A 22,535-nucleotide genomic window follows, 5' to 3' on the forward strand; every position below is an offset into this window, starting at 1 on the left:
GTAAAGTTCGGTCCTGAGGCTTCTCTTACTCCCATTTACTGATTAAAACAGGAGTCAAGTTAAGCGATAATCATGTAACCGTTTAACCGATTACGACCATTATCAAGGAGCGAAAAATGGCTACGCACTTTGCAAGAGGGATACTTACGGAAGGACGTCTCGTATCGGCAAGAATTTCTTCAGCCTGTCACAGTGAAGCACTCACTCTCCCGGAACACCGCAGAACGCGGTTTTTAGCGTCCAGAGCGCTTCTGGCAGAACTGATGTTTATGCTGTACGGCACCAGCGAGCTGCCGGACATCATTACCCAACCCGAAGGTCGCCCGGTCTTTGCCGGCCCGGACCTCCCTCGTTTTTCGATTGCCTACGCGGGCAATATCATTGGCGTCGCGCTGACCACCGAAGGGGATTGTGGGCTGGATATGGAACTTCAGCGCGCGACGCGCAGCTTCCATGGCGGTAATGCGCATGAAGACTATCCGCTCTCCAGCAATGAGAAGCTGTGGGTACGCAACCAGAACGATCCTGTAGAAGCCCGAGCCCAGCTCATTACCTTGCGCCAGAGCATTCGCAAGCTCTGTGGATGCGCCTCAGACGACGCCAGCCTGCTGCAACTGCTTCCAGGTTCCGGACGTCTGCGTGCCGCTCAGGCCACGCTGGTAGAGGCGCTCAGCGACGCAGAGGATGTGCTGATTTGGTCCATTGCGGTTACCCCCGCCATCGAACGCATGAAAATCTGGGAATTTGACAGCCAACAGGGATGGCGTAGCCTTCCTGATGTGCCCGAGCGCGCCAACGAGCCCGCCGCACGCCTGATGCGTTTAACCAGTTTACCGGCAGAAAAAGCATTCACCCTTAGCTGATCCGATCAGGGTCATCATGATGAAACAGGAGTAATCATGTCTGATACGTTGAAAGTAGTTACGTTACTGGGAAGCCTGCGCAAAGGTTCATTTAACGGGATGGTTGCCCGCACGCTGCCAAAGCTGGCACCGGCAGGAATGGAAATTAGCGCCCTGCCGTCTATTGGCGATATTCCGCTGTATGACGCTGACGTACAGCAGGAAGAGGGTTTTCCGCAGAGCGTTGAGGCGCTGGCAGAGCAGATCCGCCAGGCCGACGGCGTGGTCATCGTCACGCCAGAGTACAACTATTCGGTTCCGGGTGGCCTGAAGAATGCCATCGACTGGCTGTCCCGTTTACCTGAGCAGCCGCTGGCAGGCAAACCGGTGCTGATCCAGACCAGCTCAATGGGCGCCATTGGCGGCGCGCGCTGCCAGTATCACCTGCGCCAGATCCTGGTGTTCCTGGATGCGATGGTCATGAACAAGCCGGAATTTATGGGTGGTGTGATTCAGAACAAGGTCGACCCGCAAACGGGTGAAGTGGTGGATCAGAGCACGCGCGATCATCTGTCTGGCCAGCTGACGGCGTTTGGGGATTATATTAAGCGGGTGAAGGCTTAAGCTTATTGCAGCCTGATGCCCTCACCCTAACCCTCTCCCACAGGGAGAGGGAACTTTGCCCGTAGGTCAGGTAAGCGAAGCGCCACCTGACACCACCAGCATCTTAGTGTGCATCAATAAACACAATCTTCAGCACAAACAGCAGCGCCACAACGATGACGCACGGGCTGAGGTCGCGGAAGCGGCCGGTACCGATCTTCATTACGCAGTAAGAGATAAAGCCCAGCGCGATACCTTCGGTAATCGAGAAGCTGAACGGCATCATCACGGCGGTAATAAACGCCGGCACCGCTTCGGTTAAATCATCCCACTTCACGCGTGACAGGCTGGAGGTCATCAGCACACCCACATAGATCAGCGCGCCGGCTGCCGCATACGGAGGAACCATACCCGCCAGCGGAGAGAGGAAGATCACCAGCAGGAACAGAATACCCACAACCACCGCCGTCAGGCCGGTACGGCCGCCCACGGACACGCCGGAAGACGATTCAATGTACGCGGTAACGGACGAGGTTCCGATAAAAGCACCGGTCACAGAGGAGACGCTGTCCACAAACAGCGCCTGCTTCATACGCGGGAATTTCCCTTTTTCATCCGCCAGGCCCGCTTTATCGGTCACGCCAATCAGCGTGCCGGAGGAGTCAAACAGGTTGACCAGCATGAAGGAGAAAATCACGCCAGCCAGGCCCAGGTTAAGGGAACCCGCCAGATCGACGTGACCAATCACGGTAGAGACGCTCGGTGGCGCGGAGACGATACCGTTATAGTGAACGTCGCCCAGCATCCAGCCCAGCAGGGTGGTGACAACGATGGACACCAGCACCGCCGCGTGAATATTACGGGAAGCCAGGATCGCGATGATAAAGAAGCCCAGCACGCCCAGCAGCACGTTATGAGAGGTCAGGTGACCGATGCTCACCAGCGTATCCGGGTTAGCCACGATAACGCCGGCGTTTTTCAGCCCCATCATACCGATGAACAGACCGATACCGCTGGTGATGCCCACGCGCAGGCTCACGGGAATGTTCGCAATCATCCAGTAACGTACGCGGAAAATGGTCAGCAGCAGCAGGCCAACCGCGCCCCAGAAGATGGCGCCCATGCCAACCTGCCACGGCAGCCCCATCGCCTGAACAACCACGAACGCGAAGAACGCATTCAGGCCCATCGCCGGTGCCAGCGCAACCGGCAGGTTAGCGAATACACCCATCAGGATGCTGCCAAGGGCCGCGATCAGACAGGTTGTAACGAAGACGGCGCTGGTATCCATGCCAGCAACGCCCAGAATTTGAGGGTTCACAAAAACGATATAGACCATCGTCAGGAAGGTGGTGAAACCAGCGATCACTTCGGTGCGTGCCGTTGTGCCGTGCTCGCGCAGTTTAAAAACGCGCTCAAGCAGACCCTGACCAGATGTCTGGGTAGTGTGTTGTTGACTCATCATCAATTCCGAACAAGGAGGGAAAATTCGTCGCTATCCTATACCAAAATGCGACAATAGTGGCGGTTACGTGATACTTTTTTCATTGATTTTGCTTATACGGCAACGATTGCGTGCCGGCGAACTGCCGTACGTAAACGTTAAACTTGTTAAAAGGGAAAGGCATGTCCGGAATTGAAGCGGTATTTTTCGACTGCGACGGTACGCTGGTCGACAGTGAGGTCATTTGTTCCCGCGCGTATGTCACCATGTTCCAGGAATTTGGCATTACGCTGGAACTCGAAGAGGTGTTTAAACGCTTTAAGGGCGTAAAGCTCTACGAGATCATCGACATCATTAACGAAGAACACGGAGTGGATCTGGCGAAAGCCGATCTGGAACCGGTGTACCGCGCCGAGGTCGCACGCCTGTTCGACTCCGAGCTGGAGGTTATCTCCGGGGCTAACGCGTTGCTGGATGCGATGACGGTGCCAGTCTGCGTCGTTTCTAACGGCCCGGTCAGCAAAATGCAGCACTCGCTGGGCAAGCTTGAGATGTTGCACCATTTCCCGGAAAAACTGTTCAGCGGCTACGATATCCAGCGCTGGAAGCCAGACCCGGCGCTGATGTTCCATGCGGCAAAAGCGATGAACGTCAACGTAGAGAACTGTATTCTGGTGGATGACTCGTCTGCGGGCGCGCAGTCGGGGATTGATGCGGGGATGGAGGTGTTTTACTTCTGCGCCGACCCGCACAACAAGCCGATCGTTCATCCCAACGTGACGACCTTTACCGATCTGGCGCAGCTGCCAGCGCTGTGGAAGGCGCGCGGGTGGGATATTACTCGCTGAGTTTTCCCCTCACCCCGACCCTCTCCCCTGGGGAGAGGGTTAGGGTGAGGGTAAAATCACTCTTTCGGATCTTTACCCGCCAGCAGCTTGTCCAGCTCGTCGCCGCCCACGTGACGGAAGTCCTGACCTTTAACGAAGTAGAAGATGTATTCGCAAATGTTCTGGCAGCGGTCGCCGATACGCTCAATAGAGCGCGCGCAGAACAGGGCGGTCAGTACGCTTGGGATCGTACGTGAATCTTCCATCATGTAGGTCATCAGCTGACGCACGATGCCTTCATACTCCTGGTCGACCTTCTTGTCTTCACGGTAGATACGCACCGCTTCGTCCAGGTCCATACGCGCAAAAGCATCCAGCACATCGTGCAGCATCTGCACGGTGTGGCGGCCCAGCGACTCCAGGCTCACCAGCAGCGGCTGGTGCTGCTGAGAAAACTTCTCCAGCGCGGTACGGCAGATTTTATCCGCAACGTCACCAATACGCTCCAGCTCGGCGATGGTTTTGATGATCGCCATCACCAGACGCAGGTCGCTCGCCGTCGGCTGACGTTTCGCGATAATACGCACGCAGGCCTCGTCGATAGCGACTTCCATCATGTTGACGTTTTTATCGCCTTCAATGACGCGCTTCGCCAGCTCGCTGTCCTGGTTGTGCATTGCCGTAATCGCATCAGAAAGCTGCTGCTCGACCATGCCGCCCATGGTCATTACCTGGGTGCGAATGCTTTCCAGCTCTGCGTTGAACTGGCCGGAAATGTGTTTATTAAGATTGAGGTTGTCCATGGTTTCTCCACATGCACTAAGGCAAATCAACCGTAGCGGCCAGTAATATAATCTTCGGTTTGTTTCTTCGCGGGCCTGGTGAACAGCGCGTCCGTATCGCTGAACTCAATCAACTCGCCCAGGTACATAAACGCCGTATGATCGGAACAACGCGCAGCCTGCTGCATGTTATGGGTCACGATAACCACGGTGTAATCCTGCTTCAGCTCGGTGATCAGCTCTTCAATACGGCCGGTTGAGATCGGGTCCAGCGCTGAACACGGCTCATCCAGCAGCAACACTTCCGGGCGAATAGCAATACCGCGCGCAATGCACAGACGCTGCTGCTGACCACCGGAGAGAGAGTAACCGCTCTGGTGCAACTTATCTTTGGTTTCGTTCCATAATGCGGCCTTGGTCAAAGCCCACTGCACGCGCTCGTCCATATCGGCACGGGAGAGTTTTTCAAACAGACGCACGCCAAAGGCGATGTTGTCATAAATGGACATCGGGAACGGCGTTGGTTTCTGGAACACCATCCCCACTTTGGCGCGCAGCAGGGCGATATCCTGCGCCTGGGTCAGAATGTTTTCACCGTCCAGGATGATTTCACCCTCAGCGCGCTGCTCCGGATAGAGCGAATACATTTTGTTAAAGGTACGCAGCAGCGTGGATTTCCCACAGCCGGACGGACCGATAAATGCCGTGACCTGGTTCTTCGCGATATCCAGGTTGATGTTCTTCAGGGCATGGAATTTGCCGTAGTAGAAGTTCAAATCACGAACCTGAATCTTACCCGGGGCAGTATCAACCATACTCATTGACTCATTTCCTCATTCGGCGCCGCGAGCTGCCGCGCCGTAAAAAATTAACCGTGTTTCTTCTTCGCGAAAATGACGCGCGCCAGAATGTTCAGCAACAGTACGCAAAGGGTAATGATCAGCACCCCGGCCCAGGCCAGCTGCTGCCATTCCGCGAATGGGCTCATCGCAAATTTAAAGATCGTCACCGGCAGGTTGGCGATCGGCTGCATCATGTCCGTGCTCCAGAACTGATTGGAGAGAGACGTAAACAGCAGCGGCGCCGTTTCACCCGCGATACGCGCAACCGCCAGCAGGATACCGGTCATGATGCCGGATACAGACGCCTTCAGCGTAATCGCAGAGATCATCTTCCATTTCGGCGTACCCAGCGCATAAGCCGCTTCACGCAGGCTGTCCGGCACCAGTTTCAGCATGTTCTCGGTGGTACGAATAACAATCGGCACCTGCAGCAGCGCCAGTGCAATCACACCCGCCCAGCCCGAGAAGTGTTCCATCTGCGCCACCACCACGGTGTAAACAAACAGACCCACGACGATAGAAGGAGCAGACAGCAGAATGTCGTTGATGAAGCGAATGACTTCCGCCAGCCAGGATTTACGACCGTATTCAGCCAGGTAGATACCCGCCATGATGCCCAGCGGCGTGCCGAAGACCGTCGCCCAGAGGATCAGCAAGCCGCTGCCCGCCAGGGCATTCGCCAGGCCACCACCCGCCGTGTTCGGCGGTGGCGTCATTTCGGTGAACAGCGACAGGGACATCCCGTCAATCCCGCGAACGACCGTCGAGAAGAGGATCCAGACCAGCCAGAACAGGCCGAACGCCATTGTCGCCATAGAGAGCGACAGGGCAATACGGTTTTTCATGCGGCGTCTGGCCTGCATTTTGCGGCGGGATTCCGCCAGTTCAGCGGTAGCTTGCATTTCGAGAGTTGCCATTAGCGTGCCCCCTCATTTTTAGCGAGGCGCATAATCATCAGCTTGGAAATCGCCAGAACAATGAAGGTGATAACGAACAGAATCAGACCCAGCTCCATCAGCGCCGCCACGTGCAGCCCGGATTCCGCTTCCGCAAATTCATTCGCCAGCGCCGAGGTAATACTGTTACCCGGCATGTAGAGCGACGCGCTGTCGAGCTGGTAGGTGTTACCGATGATAAAGGTGACCGCCATGGTTTCACCCAGCGCACGACCCAGACCCAGCATCACGCCCCCGATCACCCCATTTTTGGTGAACGGAAGGACAATGCGCCAGATAACTTCCCAGGTGGTGCAGCCGATGCCGTAGGCCGACTCTTTCATCATCACCGGCGTTTGTTCAAAGACATCGCGCATAACCGCCGCAATGTACGGAATAATCATGATGGCGAGGATCACACCTGCCGCCAGAATGCCGATACCGAAAGCCGGGCCAGAGAAAAGGGCACCCACAAACGGAATGGCGGAAAGCACGTTACCGACCGGTTCCTGGAAATACGTGGCGAACAGCGGAGCAAAGATGAACAGACCCCACATGCCGTAAACGATACTTGGAATGGCCGCCAGCAGTTCGATAGCAATACCCAGCGGGCGTCGCAGCCAGCCCGGCGCCAGCTCCGTCAGGAACAGGGCAATACCAAAGCTCACCGGAACCGCAATCAGCAGGGCGATGAACGAGGTCATCAGCGTGCCGTAAATCGGCACCAGGGCACCGTAGATGTCGTTCGGCGCGTCCCACTCTTTGGTCCACAGGAAGGAAAAACCGAATTTCTGGATGCTCGGCCATGAGGAGAAAATCAGAGACACGATAATGCCGCCCAGCAGCAATAGCACAATCAGCGCAGCCAGTTTCACCAGCGCGCTGAAAATCATGTCACCTTTTTTACCCGGAGGGTTAAATGCAGGCTTGGTTGCAGCCATAAATTACTCTTCTGTTTGAGACGTTTTTACGAATATGCCCGGTGGCGCTGACGCTTACCGGGCCTACAGCTTAAACCGTAGGGCGGGTAAGCGCAGCGCCACCCGCCATCTTCGTTAAATATATCCTGTTAGTACAGCGCTTTACCGCTGCTGTCTTTCACGTTTGTTTTCCATGCAGCGCGAATCTGCTCAACCACGTTGTCCGGCAGGGTGGCGTAATCCAGGGCGTTAGCCTGTTTGCCGCCGTTTTTGTACGCCCAGTCGAAGAACTTCAGCACTTCGGCGCCCTGCTCAGGTTTCTTCTGCTCTTTGTGAACCAGGATGAAGGTGGTAGAGGTGATTGGCCACGCACCTTCGCCTTTCTGGTTAGTCAGATCCTGCGCGAAGGATTTGCTCCAGTCAGCGCCTTTCGCCGCGTTAGCAAAGTTCTCTTCGGTCGGGCTAACCGGTTTGCCGTCGGCTGAAACCAGTTTGGTGTAGGACAGGTTGTTCTGCTTGGCGTACGCATATTCTACGTAACCAATTGAGCCAGGCAGACGCTGTACGAATGCGGCGATACCGTCGTTACCTTTACCGCCCAGACCGGTTGGCCAGTTAACGGTAGAGCCGGAGCCGACTTTAGATTTCCACTCTTCGTTCACTTTTGCCAGGTAGCTGGTGAACACGAAAGAGGTACCGGAACCATCCGCGCGGCGAACCACGGCGATGTTCTGAGAAGGCAGCTTCAGGCCTGGGTTGAGTTTAGCGATCGCTTCGTCATCCCATTTTTTGATTTTGCCCAGGTAGATGTCACCCAGCGTTTTGCCGTCCAGCACCAGCTCACCCGACTTCACGCCCGGCAGGTTGATGGCCAGAACCACACCGCCGATCACGGTAGGGAACTGGAACAGGCCTTCCTGAGCCAGTTTGTCATCAGACAGCGGAGCGTCTGATGCGCCGAAATCAACAGTGTTCGCGGTAATTTGTTTAACGCCACCGGAGGAGCCGATACCCTGATAGTTAACCTTGTTACCGGTTTCTTTCTGGTAGGTATCCGCCCATTTGGCATACACCGGCGCAGGGAAGGTTGCACCAGCGCCAGTCAGGCTTGCTTCTGCAAATACAGAGAACGCGCTCAGAGATAAGGTCGCGGCGACAACAGTTGCGACAGTGGTACGCATAACTTTCATAATGTCTCCTGCAAGATTTTCGTAAATCGTTGTTTAGTGGCTACGATGAGCAAAATAGGACAAACAGGTGACAGATAAATGTACGAATTATGACAGTTTTATTACAACGTAAATTTCACTTAAAAATAAGCAAAATAAAGCTTATTTTTCATCGCGTTAGCCGCTTTTATGACAAGGCGTTTTCAGAAATATTTTCTTTATGTGACACTGAAAAAAGTAGCTGAAGATGACAAATTGTCATTATTAAAAACGAGAAAGGATTGATTAAAAACAAGCCGGGCAGGATAAAAAAGCTCCACCCGAAGGTGGAGCCTGAAGGGATTATTCTACGGTAACCGATTTCGCCAGGTTACGCGGCTGGTCAACGTCGGTACCTTTGATTAGCGCAACGTGATAGGCCAGCAGCTGCAGCGGAACGGTGTAGAAGATTGGTGCAATCACCTCTTCCACATGCGGCATCTCGATGATATGCATGTTGTCGTTGCTGACAAAACCGGCATCTTTGTCGGCGAAGACGTACAGAACACCGCCGCGGGCGCGCACTTCTTCGATGTTAGACTTCAGTTTTTCCAGCAGTTCGTTGTTTGGTGCCACAACGATGACCGGCATATCCGCGTCAATCAGCGCCAGCGGGCCGTGCTTCAGCTCGCCAGCCGCATAGGCTTCAGCGTGAATGTAGGAGATCTCTTTCAGCTTCAGCGCGCCTTCCAGCGCAATCGGATACTGATCGCCACGACCCAGGAACAGGGCGTGATGTTTGTCAGAGAAATCTTCCGCCAGCGCTTCAATGCGTTTGTCCTGAGACAGCATCTGCTCAATACGGCTCGGCAGCGCCTGCAGGCCGTGAACGATGTCGTGCTCAACGGACGCATCTTCACCTTTCAGACGCGCAAGCTTCGCCACCAGCATCAGCAGAACGGTCAGCTGAGTGGTAAACGCTTTGGTGGAGGCCACACCGATTTCTGTGCCCGCTTTGGTCATCAGCGCCAGATCGGACTCACGCACCAGCGATGAGCCAGGAACGTTACAGATAGCCAGCGAGCCCAGGTAACCCAGCTCTTTAGACAGACGCAGCGCTGCCAGCGTATCCGCCGTTTCGCCGGACTGGGAAAGGGTGATCATCAGGCTGTTACGACGCACCGCGGATTTGCGATAGCGGAATTCAGACGCGATTTCCACATCGCACGGCACGCCCGCCAGGGATTCAAACCAGTAGCGAGAAACCATACCGGAGTTGTAGGAGGTGCCGCAGGCCACGATCTGAATATGCTCGACCTTGCCGAGCAGTTCGTTCGCGTTTGCGCCCAGCTCGCTCAGATCCACTTCACCGTGGCTGATACGCCCGGTCAGCGTGTTTTTGATGGCGTTTGGCTGCTCGTAAATCTCTTTCTGCATGTAGTGACGGTAAGCGCCTTTGTCGCCCGCGTCGTACTGCAGATTCGATTCGATCTCCTGACGTTTCACCTGCTCGCCTTTGGTATCGAAGACGGTCACGCTGCGACGGGTCACTTCCGCGATATCACCCTCTTCGAGGAAGATAAAGCGACGAGTGACCGGCAGGAGCGCCAGCTGGTCAGAAGCGATGAAGTTTTCGCCCATACCCAGACCGATAACCATCGGGCTACCGGAACGCGCTGCCAGCAATGTGGACGGATCGCGGGAATCCATGATCACCGTACCGTACGCACCGCGCAGCTGAGGGATAGCACGCAGCACCGCATCACGCAGTGTACCGCCCTGCTCCAGCTCCCAGTGCACCAGGTGAGCAATCACTTCGGTGTCAGTTTCAGAGACGAAGGTGTAGCCGCGCGCTTTCAGTTCTTCGCGCAGCGGTTCGTGGTTTTCGATAATGCCGTTGTGCACGACCACGATGTGTTCAGACACATGCGGGTGCGCGTTACCTTCAGACGGTTCGCCGTGCGTCGCCCAGCGGGTGTGCGCAATACCGGTACCACCGTGCAGCGGATGTTCTTCCGCGGCCTGGGCCAGCATCTGCACTTTACCGAGACGACGCAGACGGGTCATATGACCTTCTGCATCGACGACAGCCAGACCGGCAGAGTCGTAACCACGGTATTCCAGACGACGTAAACCTTCGAGAAGGATTTCAGCAATATCACGCTGCGCAACTGCGCCAACAATTCCACACATAATTTTAGATTCCGAATTTAGGCATTATGCCTGCGTTGTCGCTGACCTGTATTTACCCTGCGTCTTTCACGCTGCGGCTGCGTTGGCTTCTCGTACTCGCCATGGGCGCTTACTTAAGTAAGCGCCCATGGACTCATACGCTTGCCGCCTTACCACAACGCGAAATCCTTTGGGTAACGCCCTTTCCGGGCACCCCGAGCCTTGTAGAGAGTGGGGTTATTTTTATGGGTACTGCTTGTGGGGGGAGGATTATATTATCCCCTCACCCCGGCCCTCTCCCCAAAGGGGCGAGGGAGAAAAACACCACACCGAACGATCCCCTCTCCCCTTTGAGGAGAGGGTTAGGGTGAGGGGTAAATCCGTTACTTTTTCTTCACCGGGCGTTTCCAGCCCTGCTTGCTGATCTGCGGCACGCGGCTTAACACCAGCTCGTTCTCGGCCACATCGCGCGTAACGGTTGTTCCGGCGGCGATAGTCACTCCGTTACCCACGGTAACAGGCGCCACCAGCTGCGTATCGGAGCCAACGAACACGTCGTCACCGATGATGGTTTTAAACTTATTCGCACCGTCATAGTTACAGGTAATAGTCCCTGCACCAATATTCACGTTATTGCCAATTTCCGCGTCGCCCAGATAGGTCAGATGACCGGCTTTCGAGCCTTTACCCAGACGCGCTTTTTTCATCTCCACGAAGTTACCCACGTGAGCGCCTTCCAGCAGCTCAGCGCCCGGGCGCAGACGCGCAAACGGGCCGATGGTACAGGCCGCATCCAGACGGGCATCTTCCACCACGCTATACGGGCTGATTTCGCAGTCGTCGCCGATGACGCTGTTTTTAATCACGCAGCCGGCGCCAATTTTGACGCGATTGCCCAGCGTGACGTGACCTTCGAGGATAACGTTCGTATCAATTTCAACGTCACGACCGTGAGATAACGAACCACGCAGATCGAAACGCGCCGGATCGCGCAGCATCACGCCCGCCAGCAGCAGTTTTTCGGCCTGCTCGGACTGATAAACGCGCTCCAGGCGGGAAAGCTGAAGACGGTTATTCACCCCTTCGGTTTCGCTGATGCGCGCCGGATGAACCGCCGCAATCTCACGTCCTTCCTGGTACGCCATCGCAATGATGTCGGTGATGTAGAATTCACCCTGTGCGTTGTTGTTGTTGAGCTGAGACAGCCAGCGCTTCATGTCCGCGCCATTGGCAATCAGAATACCGGTGTTGATCTCCTGAATCTGGCGCTGTTCGTCGCTGGCATCTTTATGCTCAACAATACCCGTGACGTTGCCGTTTTCACGGGTGATGCGGCCATAACCGCTTGGATCGTCCAGCACGACGGTCAACAAACCGATACCGCCCTGCGGTTTGGCTTCACGCAGGCGAGTCAGGGTTTCAACGGAGATCAGCGGGACATCGCCGTAGAGCATCAAAATGTCTTCGTCATCCGCAAAGAAAGGCGCAGCCTGCTGCATCGCATGGCCTGTGCCCAGCTGTTCGGCCTGAAGCACCCAGTTGAGCTTGTCATCGCTCAGCGTCTTTTTAAGCAGATCGCCGCCGTGGCCGTAGACCAGGTGGACCTGACCGGCACCCAGTTCGTTCGCTGCATCAATGACATGCTGCACCATTGGCTTTCCTGCAAGCGTGTGGAGCACCTTAGGCAGATCGGAATACATGCGGGTCCCTTTGCCAGCGGCAAGGATCACCACGCTCATCGCACTGTTTGACATACGCATCCTGACGGTAGTTTGAGTGTGAAGTAAAAACGTTTGATGCTTAAAATTCTACATCTTTTTCATCATGAATTAAGGCCGAAAAAAAAAAGCCAGCCTGGTATCCAGACTGGCTTTTGTGCTTTTCAAGCCGGTGTTACATCGCTTTTTTGGTCAACTCGATAACGCGCAGTTTCGCGATCGCTTTGGCCAGCTCCGCAGACGCCTGAGCGTAATCCACGTCACCATGAGAGCTGCTAATGTGCTCTTCAGCCTTACGCTTCGATTCCAGGGCTCGCGCTTCGTCGAGATCCTGTCCACGGATAGCGGTATCGGCCAGAACGGTCACACTGCCAGGCTGCACTTCAAGAATGCCGCCGGAGAGATAGATAAACTCTTCGTGACCGAACTGTTTAACGATGCGGATCATACCAGGCTTAATGGCGGTGAGCAGCGGTGCGTGACCCGGGAAAATACCCAGTTCACCTTCACTACCCGTTACCTGGATTTTCTCGACCAGACCAGAGAACATTTGTTGCTCTGCGCTGACGACGTCCAGGTGGTAAGTCATTGCCATATCACCCTCCGATTAAGGCGTTAAAGTTTTTTGGCTTTTTCCACGGCTTCGTCGATGGAACCAACCATGTAGAACGCCTGCTCCGGCAGGTGATCGTATTCGCCTTCCATGATGCCTTTAAAGCCACGGATGGTGTCTTTCAGGGAAACGTATTTACCCGGAGAACCGGTGAATACTTCCGCAACGAAGAACGGCTGGGACAGGAAGCGCTGGATCTTACGCGCACGTGCTACCACCAGTTTGTCTTCTTCAGACAGTTCATCCATACCCAGGATGGCGATGATGTCTTTCAGTTCCTGGTAACGCTGCAGCAGGGACTGTACGCCACGCGCGGTGTCGTAGTGTTCCTGACCAACAACCAGTGGATCCAGCTGACGGCTGGTGGAGTCCAGCGGGTCAACGGCCGGGTAGATACCCAGAGACGCGATCTGACGGCTCAGTACCACGGTTGCATCTAAGTGCGCAAAGGTGGTTGCTGGAGATGGGTCAGTCAAGTCATCCGCAGGTACGTATACCGCCTGAACGGAGGTGATAGAACCGGTTTTGGTAGAGGTGATACGTTCCTGAAGAACACCCATCTCTTCCGCCAGCGTAGGCTGATAACCTACCGCTGAAGGCATACGACCCAGCAGTGCAGATACTTCCGTACCGGCCAGGGTGTAACGGTAGATGTTATCAACGAACAGCAGAACGTCACGGCCTTCATCACGGAACTTCTCAGCCATCGTCAGACCGGTCAGCGCAACGCGCAGACGGTTTCCTGGTGGCTCGTTCATCTGGCCGTAAACCAGGGATACTTTGTCCAGAACGTTGGAGTCGGTCATTTCGTGGTAGAAGTCGTTACCCTCACGAGTACGTTCACCTACGCCCGCAAACACAGAGTAACCGGAGTGCTCGATCGCGATGTTACGGATCAGCTCCATCATGTTTACGGTTTTACCAACACCCGCACCACCGAACAGACCGACTTTACCGCCCTTCGCGAACGGACACATCAGGTCGATAACTTTGATACCGGTTTCCAGCAGTTCCTGAGAGCTGGACAGCTCTTCGTAGGAAGGTGCCGCGCGGTGGATAGCCCAACGCTCTTCTTCACCGATGTCGCCTTTCATGTCGATTGGCTGACCCAATACGTTCATGATACGACCCAGTGTTGCTTTACCTACCGGGACTTCGATCGGGTGCTCAAGGTCTTTTACTTCCAGACCACGACGCAGACCGTCGGAAGAACCCATAGCGATGGTACGCACGATACCGCCGCCGAGCTGCTGCTGAACTTCCAGCACCAGGCTCTCGTTACCATTCTGTACCTCAAGCGCGTCGTACACGCGTGGTACGGCGTCCTGAGGGAACTCGACGTCCACCACGGCGCCGATTACCTGGACAATCTTTCCAGTAGCCATCTTGAATCCTCTACGTAATTCGTAAACCTGGTTAAACCGCGGCGGCCCCCGAGACGATCTCGGTGAGTTCCTGAGTAATGCTGGCCTGACGAGCTTTGTTGTAAACCAACTGCAGCTCTTTAATCAGGCTGCCGCCATTATCGGTCGCGGCTTTCATCGCCACCATTCGTGCGGCCTGCTCGCTGGCCAGGTTTTCTACAACGCCCTGATAAACCTGAGATTCAACGTAACGACGCAGCAGGGTATCCAGCAGCGGTTTCGGATCGGGTTCATACAGGTAATCCCAGGCTTTTTGCTTCAGCTCGTCATCTTCTGATGCCGGTAATGGCAGCATCTGAGTGAGCGTTGGAACCTGAGACATGGTGTTAATGAATTTGTTGCTGACAACGTACAGTCTGTCCAGACGGCCTTCATCATAGGCCTGCAACATCACTTTAACCGGGCCGATCAGTTCGGACAGGGACGGGTTATCACCCATACCGGTCACCTGAGCGACAATGTTGCCACCAACGGAGTTAAAGAAAGAGACGCCTTTAGAGCCGATCATTGCGATATCGCACTGAACGCCTTTTTCAGACCATGCTTTCATATCCGCCAGCAGTTTTTTGAACAGGTTAATGTTCAAGCCGCCACACAGACCACGGTCGGTCGACACCACCAGGTAGCCCACGCGCTTAACGTCGCGTTCTTCCAGGTAAGGGTGCTTATATTCCAGATTACCGTTTGCAAGGTGACCAATCACTTTGCGCATGGTTTCTGCATAAGGACGGCTGGCCGCCATGCGATCCTGCGATTTACGCATTTTGGAAGCGGCGACCATCTCCATCGCTTTAGTGATCTTTTGCGTGTTCTGGACGCTTGCGATCTTACTACGTATCTCTTTTGCGCCGGCCATGAGCTTCTCCTCAATGCCAGGCGGCTTGTCCTGAGACAAGCCGCCGGACGATTACCAGGATTGGGTTGCTTTGAAGGAATCGAGGATAGCTTTCAGCTTGCCTTCGATTTCGTCGTTATAGCCACCGGTCTGGTTGATCTCTTGCATCAGCGGAGCGTGATCACGGTCGACGTAAGCCAGCAGAGCGGCTTCGAAGCTACCGATTTTCGCCAGTTCCACATCTTCGAGGTAACCGCGTTCTGCCGCGAACAGTACCAGGCCCTGCTGAGCAACAGACATTGGTGCGTACTGTTTCTGCTTCAGCAGCTCGGTCACTTTCTGACCGTGGCTCAGCTGTTTACGGGTTGCTTCGTCCAGATCGGATGCGAACTGAGAGAACGCAGCCAGTTCACGATACTGTGCCAGCGCGGTACGGATACCACCGGACAGTTTCTTGATGATCTTGGTCTGAGCAGCACCACCAACACGGGATACGGAGATACCCGGGTTAACCGCCGGACGGATACCGGAGTTAAACAGGTTGGTTTCCAGGAAGATCTGACCATCGGTAATGGAGATTACGTTAGTCGGAACGAACGCAGAAACGTCACCCGCCTGGGTTTCAATGATCGGCAGAGCGGTCAGAGAGCCCGTTTTACCCTTCACTTCACCTTTGGTGAAGTTCTCGACGTATTCCGCGTTAACGCGGGAAGCACGCTCCAGCAGACGAGAGTGGAGGTAGAATACGTCGCCAGGGAACGCTTCACGTCCAGGTGGACGACGGAGCAGCAGGGAAACCTGACGATAAGCAACAGCCTGTTTAGACAGGTCATCGTATACGATCAGTGCATCTTCACCGCGGTCACGGAAGTATTCGCCCATTGCGCAACCGGCGTATGGCGCCAGGTATTGCAGTGCAGCAGATTCAGACGCAGTTGCTACCACAACGATGGTGTTAGACAGTGCGCCGTGCTCTTCCAGTTTACGAACCACGTTAGAAATGGTGGACGCTTTCTGGCCGATAGCCACGTACACGCATTTGATGCCGGAGTCACGCTGATTGATGATGGCGTCGATAGCCATCGCGGTTTTACCGGTCTGACGGTCACCGATGATCAGTTCACGCTGACCACGACCAATTGGGATCATGGCATCAACGGACTTATAACCTGTCTGAACAGGCTGATCTACGGACTGACGGTCGATAACGCCTGGTGCGATAACTTCGATTGGGGAGAAGCCATCGTGCTCAACCGGACCTTTACCGTCGATTGGCGCACCCAGGGTGTTAACAACGCGACCCAGCAGGCCACGGCCAACCGGCACTTCCAGAATACGGCCAGTACACTTAACCTTCATGCCTTCGGCGAGGTCAGCGTATGGACCCATCACAACTGCACCTACGGAGTCGCGCTCCAGGTTCAGTGCGATAGCGTAACGGTTACCCGGCAGGGAAATCATCTCACCCTGCATACAATCGGCCAGGCCGTGGATGCGGATAACACCGTCACTTACAGAAACAATAGTACCTTCGTTGTGAGCTTCACTCACAACACTGAACTGAGCAATGCGCTGCTTGATCAGTTCGCTGATTTCGGTGGAATTCAGTTGCATGCTCCAGTCCCCTTAAGACTGCAAGACGTCTGCAAGGCGTTCAAGACGGCCGCGTACGCTGCCATCAATGACCATATCACCCGAACGGATGATTACGCCTGCCATTACAGACTTATCGATTTTGCAATTCAGCTTAACTTTGCGTGACAGACGTTTTTCCATCGCGGCGGTGATTTTCGCAAGCTGTTCATTACTCAGTTCAGTCGCAGAAGTCACTTCGACTTCAGCGGTTGCTTCACTAAGGGCACGTAAGTGCTCAAACTGCTCGAGAACATCCGGGAGCACACGGAGACGACCATTTTCTGCCATCACCTTAATCAGGTTCTGGCCGTTGGCATCCAGTTGCTCTCCGCACACGGCGATAAACGACGCGGCGAGAGTTTCAGGTGCTAACGCACCGGAAAGCAACTCAGCCATTTGTTCGTTTTTCGTCACCTCAGCGGCAAACGCCAGCATATCCTGCCAGCGATCGACATTTTGGTGTTCGACAGCAAAGTCAAAAGCTGCTTTGGCGTAGGGGCGAGCTACCGTAACAAATTCAGACATCAGCCCCTCCCTCCTTACAGTTCAGCGACAAGTTTGTCCACGATGTCGCTGTTAGCAGCTTCATCCACGGAACGTTCGATGATCTTCTCGGCGCCAGCAACAGCCAGAATCGCAACCTGCTTACGCAGTTCTTCACGAGCACGTTTACGCTCAGCATCAATTTCTGCCTGAGCCTGTGTCACGATCTTAGTACGTTCCTGTTCTGCTTCAGCTTTGGCTTCGTCCAGGATCTGAGAACGGCGTTTGTTAGCCTGTTCAATGATTACCTGAGCTTCAGCTTTCGCTTTTTTCAGCTGGTCTGTCGCGTTGGCCTGTGCAAGGTCCAAATCTTTCTTAGCGCGTTCTGCGGAAGCCAGACCGTCAGCAATTTCTTTCTGACGTTTTTCGATGGCAGCCATTAAAGGCGGCCATACATACTTCATGCAGAACCAGACAAAGAGAATAAACGCGATGGCCTGGCCGAGGATTGTTGCGTTCATGTTCACAGCACAATACCTCTTTAATTTCTGTGGCTTAGGGTTTTAAAACTACTACTACGCGACAGCAAACATCACGTACAGACCCAGACCTACAGCGATCATTGGGATAGCATCCACCAGACCCATAACGATAAAGAACTGAGTACGCAGCAGAGGAATCAGATCAGGTTGACGCGCTGCGCCTTCCAGGAATTTGCCCCCGAGGATGCCGATACCGATCGCAGCACCGATAGCCGCCAGACCCATCATCACAGCGGCAGCCATGTACAGCAGATCCATATTCAGGTTTTCCATGACAGTCTCCAGTTTGTTTCAATTAAAACGTAGTAGTGTTGGTAAAAAATCAGTGCTCTTCAGACGCCATCGACAGATAGACGATCGTCAGAACCATGAAGATAAAGGCTTGCAGCGTAATGATCAGGATGTGGAAAATGGCCCATGGCACATTCAGAATCCACTGTGACCACCACGGCAGAAGACCCGCGATCAGAATGAAAATCAGCTCACCCGCATACATGTTGCCGAACAGTCGCAGACCCAGTGAAACAGGTTTGGACAGCAGGCTAACGCCTTCCAGGATCAGGTTGACCGGAATAAACGCCCAGTGGTTGAACGGCTGCAAGGTAAGCTCTTTCACAAAGCCGCTTACGCCTTTCATTTTGATGCTGTAGAAAAGAATCAGGATAAATACGCCCAGCGCCATCGACAGGGTGATGTTCACGTCCGCAGACGGTACAACACGCAGCGCAGGCAGGCCGAAGATGTGCTCGCCGATGAACGGCAGCAGATCGATTGGCAGCAGGTCCATCAGGTTCATCAGGAAGACCCAAACGAACACGGTCAGGGCCAGCGGAGCAATCAGCTTGCTCTTACCATGGTACATGTCTTTGACGCTGCCATGGACGAAGCCGATGATCATTTCGATGAAGGTCTGGAATTTCCCTGGAACACCGCTGGTCGCTCGTTTAGCAACACCGCGGAACATGGCCAGGAACAGAAGACCCAAAACCACCGAGAAGAACATGGAGTCGATGTTGATCGTCCAGAAGGTGGCCGGGGGGTTATGTGGATCCACCAGCGAGAATGTACGCAGGTCCAGCTGAAGGTTATTCAGATGGTGACCTATGTAATCCTGCGGCGTCATATTTTCTGAAGCCATGATGCCTTTTACCCTTTGTTATTGATTACAGCTGGAGCCAGAACTTGTACCACCAGCACCAAAACCCACGTTGCTATCAGCGGCATGAAGACCACTTTCAAAACCGCCAGCGCCATCACCAGTAGAGCAAAGGTCAGCAACACCTTACACACTTCGCCGAGGGCGAAGGACCAGGCCACGCGGCCTTTGGCAGGTGTATGCGCCTGATGACGCCAGGCAAAAATCATAAACAACACGTTTGGCAGCACAACCGCCAAACCCCCGCACACGGCGGAGATGCCCCAGAAGGGGTCTTTGAGGCTAAACAGCAGTCCACTTGCTATCACAGCCAGAAACTGAATGAACAGAAGCTTACGAGCAACGTTTCTACTCAAGAGCGACACAGACATCACGTTTTTACTCCTGCTCCCTTCGAGGTATGCCGCGTGTCGTATAAAACGTCCTTTAAGGCTCAGAGTCAAGCATCAAAAAGCGGTCAAATTATACGGTGCGCACCCGTGATTTCAAACATTAAGTAGCGAAAAGGTGAATAAATGTTTAAATATTTTTCCCCACCGCTATTTTTTAACTTTCGCTGAAAGCGTCAACCTTCGACCAAAACTGCAAACAGCGCGAAAACGTTGGCGATAAAGCGTGCACGAGATCACAAAACACACATTTGCGATAAGGTTGTATTTATCAAAGGCGCAAATCGCGCAAATTTATCTTTATGAAATTAAACGCAAAATGTCGTAACTATTTTCAAAACAGCCCAGTACACAATAAAAACGTTTTATTGACATTCTTAATAAATAATTAACATTGCGTTCTGGTTACTGCCTTCCACTTTTAGCAGACTTATATTTTCACAGATGACTATCTTCTCGGTGAATAAAAGTCGCCAGGTTAACCATAAGAAAAGCCTTAGTGAAAAAGAGGTTAAAAGACCGCCGGTAAATCCTCTGTATTTGTGCTGTTTTTTAACATGCGAAGAACAGCACAAATTCCACATTTTTTATTAATTTTTTAAAAATTGTTTGGCTTAATTATCACCAGATGACGCTCCCCATCGAGCTGAGGAATGTGTAATTTCTCGATGGATTCAACAGCAAAACCGTCCGGGAGCTGTTCAATCTCATCGCCTGGCAACTGCCCTTTCAGCGCATAAAAGCGGCCGTTCTCCGCAGGTAAGTGTTTGCACCAGCTCACCATATCGTTGAGCGAAGCAAATGCACGGCTGATAACCCCGTCAAACGGCGGCTCTGCCGGGAACTCCTCTACCCTGCTCTGCACGGGCGTGATGTTTTCAAGCTTCAGCTCATGCTGTACCTGACGTAAAAAGCGCACGCGCTTGCCGAGGCTGTCCAGTAGCGTGAAGTGGCTTTCAGGGCGAACAATCGACAGCGGAACGCCCGGTAAACCCGGTCCCGTCCCCACGTCGATAAAACGCTCACCTTTCAGCCAGGGGGCAACCACGATGCTATCGAGAATATGGCGTACCAGCATCTCGTTGGGGTCACGTACTGAGGTCAGGTTGTACGCTTTGTTCCATTTGTTCAGCATATCGACATAGGCCACCAGCTGATTTTTCTGGTGATCGGTGAGCGAAATACCTGCCTGATCCAGCAGACGAGAGAGTTTGTTGAGCACGGTGAATACCTGTTGGAAAACTTAGATGGCGGGTGGCGCTTCGCTTACCCGCCCTACGGGTTCATCAGGCCCGGTAAGCGCAGCGCCACCGGACAATGTTCTGGCATTATGCGCTGCGGCGCAGCATGCCCTGCTTTTTCAGCCAGACCAGCAGAATCGAAATCGCCGCAGGCGTGACGCCGGAGATACGGGATGCCTGGCCGATCGATACCGGTTTGTGATCGTTCAGCTTGGCGATCACTTCGTTGGAAAGGCCCGTCACCTGGCGGTAGTCCAGCATTTCCGGCAGCAGCGTGTTTTCGTTACGCTGCTGTTTTTCGATCTCATCCTGCTGACGCGCGATGTAACCTTCGTACTTCACCTGGATCTCAACCTGCTCTGCCGCTTCAGCGTCTTCCAGGCCAGGCGCGAACGCGGTCAGTTTGACCAGGTTCTCGTAGGTGACTTCAGGACGGCGCAGCAGATCTTCCCCGCTGGCTTCGCGCGACAGCGGCGCTGTTAAGTGAGCGTTTACTTCGGCAGCGGTTTCCGCCTGCGGATTCACCCAGGTGGTTTTCAGGCGCTGACGTTCCTGTTCAATGCGCTCCAGCTTTTCGTTGAAGCGCGCCCAGCGCTCGTCATCGACCAGACCCAGCTCGCGGCCCATTTCGGTCAGACGCAGGTCGGCGTTATCTTCGCGCAGCATCAGGCGATATTCCGCGCGAGAGGTAAACATACGGTACGGCTCTTTGGTACCCAGCGTGCAGAGATCGTCAACCAGCACGCCCAGATACGCCTGAGAACGGCCTGGTGCCCAGCCCTCTTTCTCAGCGGAGAAGCGTGCGGCGTTCAGACCGGCAAGCAGGCCCTGTGCAGCCGCTTCTTCGTAGCCGGTAGTGCCGTTGATCTGCCCCGCGAAGAACAGACCGTGGATGAATTTGCTTTCCAGGGTTGGCTTCAGGTCGCGTGGATCGAAGAAATCGTACTCAATAGCGTAGCCGGGACGAACGATTTTCGCATTCTCCATACCCTGCATTGAGCGAACAATTTGCATCTGCACATCGAACGGCAGGCTGGTGGAGATGCCGTTCGGGTAAATTTCGTTTGAGGTCAGCCCTTCCGGCTCCAGGAAGATCTGGTGCTGGTTACGATCGGCAAAGCGCATCACTTTGTCTTCGATCGACGGGCAGTAGCGTGGGCCGATCCCTTCGATCACGCCGGCATACATGGGGCTGCGATCGAGGTTATTACGGATCACGTCATGGGTTTTCTCGTTGGTATGCGTGATGTAGCACGGTACCTGCTGAGGATGCTGTGCCGCATTGCCCATGAACGAGAAAACCGGCATGGGGTTATCACCGTGCTGTTGCGCCAGCACGCTGAAATCAATGGTGCGCGCATCAATACGCGGCGGCGTACCGGTTTTCAGGCGGCTGACGCGCAGCGGCAGTTCACGCAGACGGCGAGACAGTGGAATAGACGGCGGATCGCCGGCACGGCCACCGCTGTAGTTATCCAGACCGATATGAATTTTACCGTCCAGGAAGGTGCCCACGGTCAGCACCACGGCTTTCGCACGGAATTTGAGACCCATCTGGGTCACGGCACCTACGACGCGATCGTTCTCAACGATAAGATCTTCAACTGCCTGCTGGAAGATCATCAGGTTCGGCTGGTTCTCCAGCGCGGTACGCACAGCCTGACGGTAAAGCACGCGGTCTGCCTGGGCACGGGTCGCACGCACAGCGGGACCTTTACTCGCGTTTAGTATCCTAAACTGGATGCCAGCATGATCGATCGCTTTCGCCATCAGGCCGCCAAGTGCATCCACTTCTTTTACCAGGTGTCCTTTCCCAATGCCGCCAATCGCCGGATTACAGGACATTTGTCCCAGCGTGTCGATATTGTGTGTCAAAAGCAGGGTCTGCTGACCCATACGCGCTGCGGCCATTGCGGCCTCAGTGCCTGCATGACCCCCGCCAATGATGATGACGTCAAAAGGATCCTGATAAAACATGGTGGTC

General features: G+C 54.3%; 22 protein-coding genes. 3 read left to right on the forward strand and 19 right to left on the reverse strand.

Annotated features, from left to right (window positions below):
- Nucleotides 1–116 precede the first annotated feature (116 nt).
- On the forward strand, nucleotides 117–863 hold the full coding sequence (locus M2422_RS14540) for a 4'-phosphopantetheinyl transferase superfamily protein (RefSeq protein WP_064673018.1): 747 nt from the start codon (nucleotides 117–119) through the stop codon (nucleotides 861–863).
- Between the two features lie 36 nt (nucleotides 864–899).
- The gene (locus tag M2422_RS14545; RefSeq protein WP_064673017.1) at nucleotides 900–1,466 is read left to right on the forward strand and encodes an NADPH-dependent FMN reductase; all 567 of its coding nucleotides are present in this window, start codon (nucleotides 900–902) and stop codon (nucleotides 1,464–1,466) included.
- Between the two features lie 103 nt (nucleotides 1,467–1,569).
- On the opposite strand, the gene adeP is transcribed toward M2422_RS14545, so the two are convergent.
- Nucleotides 1,570–2,907: an adenine permease AdeP gene (gene adeP / locus M2422_RS14550; protein WP_147429993.1), complete on the reverse strand. Its 1,338-nt coding sequence runs from the start codon at nucleotides 2,905–2,907 to the stop codon at nucleotides 1,570–1,572.
- Between the two features lie 164 nt (nucleotides 2,908–3,071).
- Between adeP and yieH the strand changes: the two genes are divergently transcribed.
- Nucleotides 3,072–3,737 carry a 6-phosphogluconate phosphatase gene (yieH, locus tag M2422_RS14555; RefSeq protein ID WP_064673016.1) on the forward strand — a complete coding sequence of 222 codons (666 nt, stop codon included), beginning with the start codon at nucleotides 3,072–3,074 and terminating at the stop codon, nucleotides 3,735–3,737.
- Between the two features lie 56 nt (nucleotides 3,738–3,793).
- Here the strand turns inward: yieH and phoU are convergent, their stop codons facing one another.
- The 18 genes from phoU to mnmG all read right to left on the reverse strand — a co-directional run bounded on the left by phoU (nucleotide 3,794) and on the right by mnmG (nucleotide 22,528).
- Nucleotides 3,794–4,519: a phosphate signaling complex protein PhoU gene (phoU, locus tag M2422_RS14560; protein ID WP_008500182.1), complete on the reverse strand. Its 726-nt coding sequence runs from the start codon at nucleotides 4,517–4,519 to the stop codon at nucleotides 3,794–3,796.
- Nucleotides 4,520–4,545: 26 nt separating this feature from the next.
- Nucleotides 4,546–5,319: a phosphate ABC transporter ATP-binding protein PstB gene (pstB, locus tag M2422_RS14565; RefSeq protein ID WP_010426574.1), complete on the reverse strand. Its 774-nt coding sequence runs from the start codon at nucleotides 5,317–5,319 to the stop codon at nucleotides 4,546–4,548.
- A 47-nt stretch (nucleotides 5,320–5,366) separates the two neighbouring features.
- On the reverse strand, nucleotides 5,367–6,257 hold the full coding sequence (gene pstA, locus M2422_RS14570; protein WP_023309794.1) for a phosphate ABC transporter permease PstA: 891 nt from the start codon (nucleotides 6,255–6,257) through the stop codon (nucleotides 5,367–5,369).
- Nucleotides 6,257–7,216, reverse strand: coding sequence for a phosphate ABC transporter permease PstC (gene pstC, locus M2422_RS14575; RefSeq protein WP_024907883.1), 960 nt, complete (start codon nucleotides 7,214–7,216; stop codon nucleotides 6,257–6,259). The genes pstA and pstC overlap by 1 nt, the downstream gene beginning before the upstream one ends.
- Before the next feature lie 128 nt (nucleotides 7,217–7,344).
- Complete coding sequence (pstS, locus tag M2422_RS14580; protein WP_008500186.1) at nucleotides 7,345–8,385, reverse strand: phosphate ABC transporter substrate-binding protein PstS; 1,041 nt, start codon at nucleotides 8,383–8,385, stop codon at nucleotides 7,345–7,347.
- Nucleotides 8,386–8,706: 321 nt separating this feature from the next.
- On the reverse strand, nucleotides 8,707–10,536 hold the full coding sequence (gene glmS, locus M2422_RS14585) for a glutamine--fructose-6-phosphate transaminase (isomerizing) (protein ID WP_023309792.1): 1,830 nt from the start codon (nucleotides 10,534–10,536) through the stop codon (nucleotides 8,707–8,709).
- A 362-nt stretch (nucleotides 10,537–10,898) separates the two neighbouring features.
- Nucleotides 10,899–12,269 (reverse strand): bifunctional UDP-N-acetylglucosamine diphosphorylase/glucosamine-1-phosphate N-acetyltransferase GlmU, encoded by a 1,371-nt coding sequence (gene glmU, locus M2422_RS14590; protein ID WP_259141264.1) that lies wholly within the window; start codon nucleotides 12,267–12,269, stop codon nucleotides 10,899–10,901.
- A gap of 139 nt (nucleotides 12,270–12,408) precedes the next feature.
- Nucleotides 12,409–12,828, reverse strand: a complete 420-nt coding sequence (locus M2422_RS14595) for a F0F1 ATP synthase subunit epsilon (protein WP_006177560.1) — start codon at nucleotides 12,826–12,828, stop codon at nucleotides 12,409–12,411.
- A gap of 20 nt (nucleotides 12,829–12,848) precedes the next feature.
- Entirely contained in the window at nucleotides 12,849–14,231 is a 1,383-nt protein-coding gene (atpD, locus tag M2422_RS14600) for a F0F1 ATP synthase subunit beta (RefSeq protein ID WP_006177559.1), read from the reverse strand.
- 31 nt (nucleotides 14,232–14,262) lie between these two features.
- Nucleotides 14,263–15,126 (reverse strand): F0F1 ATP synthase subunit gamma, encoded by an 864-nt coding sequence (atpG, locus tag M2422_RS14605; protein WP_008500191.1) that lies wholly within the window; start codon nucleotides 15,124–15,126, stop codon nucleotides 14,263–14,265.
- A gap of 51 nt (nucleotides 15,127–15,177) precedes the next feature.
- Nucleotides 15,178–16,719: a F0F1 ATP synthase subunit alpha gene (gene atpA / locus M2422_RS14610; RefSeq protein ID WP_006808751.1), complete on the reverse strand. Its 1,542-nt coding sequence runs from the start codon at nucleotides 16,717–16,719 to the stop codon at nucleotides 15,178–15,180.
- Between the two features lie 12 nt (nucleotides 16,720–16,731).
- Nucleotides 16,732–17,265 carry a F0F1 ATP synthase subunit delta gene (atpH, locus tag M2422_RS14615; RefSeq protein ID WP_023309790.1) on the reverse strand — a complete coding sequence of 178 codons (534 nt, stop codon included), beginning with the start codon at nucleotides 17,263–17,265 and terminating at the stop codon, nucleotides 16,732–16,734.
- Nucleotides 17,266–17,279: 14 nt separating this feature from the next.
- Nucleotides 17,280–17,750 carry a F0F1 ATP synthase subunit B gene (atpF, locus tag M2422_RS14620; RefSeq protein WP_014072436.1) on the reverse strand — a complete coding sequence of 157 codons (471 nt, stop codon included), beginning with the start codon at nucleotides 17,748–17,750 and terminating at the stop codon, nucleotides 17,280–17,282.
- A 48-nt stretch (nucleotides 17,751–17,798) separates the two neighbouring features.
- A complete protein-coding gene (gene atpE / locus M2422_RS14625; RefSeq protein ID WP_000429386.1) occupies nucleotides 17,799–18,038 on the reverse strand; it encodes a F0F1 ATP synthase subunit C in 240 nt (79 codons plus the stop codon).
- Between the two features lie 49 nt (nucleotides 18,039–18,087).
- Entirely contained in the window at nucleotides 18,088–18,903 is an 816-nt protein-coding gene (atpB, locus tag M2422_RS14630) for a F0F1 ATP synthase subunit A (protein ID WP_023309789.1), read from the reverse strand.
- A gap of 8 nt (nucleotides 18,904–18,911) precedes the next feature.
- The gene (gene atpI / locus M2422_RS14635; protein WP_008500194.1) at nucleotides 18,912–19,292 is read right to left on the reverse strand and encodes a F0F1 ATP synthase subunit I; all 381 of its coding nucleotides are present in this window, start codon (nucleotides 19,290–19,292) and stop codon (nucleotides 18,912–18,914) included.
- 616 nt (nucleotides 19,293–19,908) lie between these two features.
- A complete protein-coding gene (rsmG, locus tag M2422_RS14640) occupies nucleotides 19,909–20,532 on the reverse strand; it encodes a 16S rRNA (guanine(527)-N(7))-methyltransferase RsmG (protein WP_023309787.1) in 624 nt (207 codons plus the stop codon).
- A 106-nt stretch (nucleotides 20,533–20,638) separates the two neighbouring features.
- The gene (gene mnmG, locus M2422_RS14645; protein WP_014072433.1) at nucleotides 20,639–22,528 is read right to left on the reverse strand and encodes a tRNA uridine-5-carboxymethylaminomethyl(34) synthesis enzyme MnmG; all 1,890 of its coding nucleotides are present in this window, start codon (nucleotides 22,526–22,528) and stop codon (nucleotides 20,639–20,641) included.
- Between the last annotated feature and the right edge of the window lie 7 nt (nucleotides 22,529–22,535).

The organism is Enterobacter sp. SLBN-59, assembly GCF_024807915.1.
In the GTDB taxonomy this organism is placed as follows: Bacteria; Pseudomonadota; Gammaproteobacteria; order Enterobacterales; family Enterobacteriaceae; genus Enterobacter; species Enterobacter asburiae_B.